Source organism: Sphingomonas sp. CCH9-E2, from assembly GCF_001557215.1.
Classification (GTDB): domain Bacteria; phylum Pseudomonadota; class Alphaproteobacteria; order Sphingomonadales; family Sphingomonadaceae; genus Sphingomonas.
Genome location: NZ_LSJM01000160.1, coordinates 1 through 2,615, shown reverse-complemented (window position 1 = coordinate 2,615; position 2,615 = coordinate 1). Strand labels below are relative to the sequence as shown.

Annotated in this window: 2 protein-coding genes; both read left to right on the top strand. The window is 63.0% G+C overall.

All coding sequences use genetic code 11. From position 1 onward, the window contains the following. Positions 1-98 precede the first annotated feature (98 nt). Positions 99-1,667 (top strand): glutamine-hydrolyzing GMP synthase, encoded by a 1,569-nt coding sequence (gene guaA / locus AX681_RS08460; RefSeq protein WP_066659004.1) that lies wholly within the window; start codon positions 99-101, stop codon positions 1,665-1,667. Positions 1,668-1,961: 294 nt separating this feature from the next. After that, on the top strand, positions 1,962-2,615 hold a 654-nt coding region (locus tag AX681_RS08455), incomplete at its 3' end, for a tyrosine-type recombinase/integrase (RefSeq protein WP_156456057.1).

Sequence of the window (2,615 nt, the reverse complement as noted above, 5' to 3'; positions counted from 1 at the left end):
CGCCCCTCCGTCAGCGCTGCGCGCTGCCACCTCCCCTGCGGGGCAGGGGAGGAATGGTGTGCCTTTACACCCGCGCCGCAGCTTCCTATCGGCTCGCCATGACACAGCCCGGCGAATCCATCCTCATCGTCGATTTCGGCAGCCAGGTGACCCAGCTGATCGCGCGCCGCGTGCGCGAAGCGGGCGTCTATAGCGAGATCGCCCCTTTCACCACTGCGCTTGAAGCCTTTGAGCGAATGAAGCCGCGTGGGATCATCCTGTCAGGGTCGCCCGCTGGCGTCCCCGAAGAAGGATCGCCACGCGCGCCCGAGGCGCTGTTCGAGGCGGGCGTGCCGATCCTGGGCATCTGCTATGGCCAGCAGGTGATGAGCCACCAGCTGGGCGGCGAAGTCCGCCCCGGGCACGAGACCGGCGATGGCGGAGAGTTCGGTCGCGCGTTCATCACCGTCACCGAGGATTGCGTGCTGTTTGACGGCCTGTGGAAGGTCGGCGAGCGGCATCAGGTCTGGATGAGCCATGGCGACAAGGTGACCCGCTTTGCCCCGGGCTTCCGCATTGTCGCGACCTCTGACGGCGCACCCTTCTCGGTCATCGCCGACGATGAACGCCGCTTCTATGGCACTCAGTTCCACCCTGAAGTCGCGCACACCCCGGATGGCGGGAAGTTGATCGCCAATTTCGTCCGCCACGTCTGTGGCTGCGCTGGCGACTGGACGATGGCGGAGTTTCGCGCGACCAAGATCCGCGAGATCCGCGAACAGGTCGGCACTGGAAAGGTGATCTGCGGCCTGTCGGGCGGGGTCGATAGCGCGGTCGCAGCGGTGCTGATCCATGAGGCGATCGGCGATCAGCTGACCTGCGTGTTCGTCGACCATGGCCTGATGCGCAGCGGCGAGGCGGATCAGGTCGTGTCGCTGTTCCGTGGCCATTACAACATCCCACTGGTCCATGTGAACGCCGAGGCTCTGTTCCTCAACGGCCTTGCCGGCGTCACCGACCCGGAGGTGAAGCGCAAATTCATCGGCAAGACCTTCATCGACGTGTTTGAGGAAGAGGCGCGCAAGATCGGCGGTGCCGAGTTCCTGGCGCAGGGCACGCTCTATCCGGACGTGATCGAGAGCGTGAGCTTCACCGGCGGGCCGTCGGTGACGATCAAGAGCCACCACAATGTCGGCGGCCTGCCCGAGCGCATGAACATGAAGCTGGTCGAGCCGCTGCGCGAACTGTTCAAGGACGAGGTCCGTGCGCTCGGTCGCGAGCTGGGGCTGCCCGATGCCTTCGTCGGTCGCCACCCGTTCCCTGGTCCCGGCCTCGCGATCCGCATTCCGGGTGAGGTGACCAAGGAACGCTGCGACATCCTGCGCAAGGCCGATGCGGTGTATCTGGAGGAAATCCGCAATGCTGGCCTCTATGACGCGATCTGGCAGGCGTTTGCGGTGCTGCTTCCGGTCAAGACGGTCGGCGTGATGGGCGATTACCGCACCTATGACTCGGTCTGCGGCCTGCGCGCGGTGACCAGCACCGATGGCATGACCGCCGATGTGTACCCGTTCGACGCCAGCTTCCTGACGCGCGTTGCGACGCGGATCGTCAACGAGGTGAAGGGCGTCAACCGCGTCGTGTACGATTACACCTCCAAGCCACCGGGGACAATCGAATGGGAATAATTTTTGCCCATCCGAGGGTATCCGAAACTACGCCAGAATACGACGTAACCACCTGAAAAACAAAAATATTTCAGCCGTGGCCTATCGAGAGCTATCGGTGGGCATCAAACGCGTCTGTCGTGCCCGCTGACGGACCCTGCCCCCGTTGATCATCCGGAAAATCGAAAGTACCGTCATAGCGACCGAGGCTAATGACGGTACTTTTTTCAGCCTAATACGCTGAACATAAACAGATATTCCCGTCAAAAGCCTCCAAAAACCGCGTGACGGTACTTTTCCGCGAGGAGGCCCAGAATGTTGACGGATGCGGCACTCAAGTGCCTGAAACCAAAAGCCAAAATGTACAAGGTGACCGATCGTGACGGCATGTATGTGCGTGTCGCGCCGACAGGCGGCATCTCGTTCAGGCTCGACTATCGGCTGAACGGCAGGCGGGAGACTGTCCATCTCGGCAAGTACGCCCGAGATGGGATCTCGCTCGCCCGGGCGCGGGAATTGTGCCTGGACGCGAAACGCATGATCGCCGAGGGGCGGTCCCCCGCCATCGAGAAGCAGCGGGAGAAGCGCCGGATCAAGGAGGCCAAGAGCTTCGGCGAGTTCGGCGAGAAGTGGCTGACGGGCGCGCCCATGGCGGACAGCACGCGCGCCATGCGCCGCGCCATATTCGAGCGTGAACTCAAGCCGGTCTGGCAGAACCGTTTGCTGACCGAAATCACGCCTGATGACCTGCGCGCCCACTGCGCCAAGATCGTGGAACGGGGCGCGCCCGCGACGGCCATCCATGTGCGGGATATCCTGAAGCAGATCTACGCCTTCGCCATCCTCCACGGCGAGAAGGTCGCGAACCCGGCCGATGACGTTGGTCCGGCTTCGATTGCCACGTTCACGCCCAAGGACCGGGCGCTTTCGCCGACCGAGATCCGCATCATGCTCAAGCAACTGGAGCAT

Bases quoted from the DNA above. Each gene is read 5' to 3' on its own strand.
- guaA (WP_066659004.1), top strand. From the start codon at position 99: ATGACACAGCCCGGCGAATCCATCCTCATCGTCGATTTCGGCAGCCAG.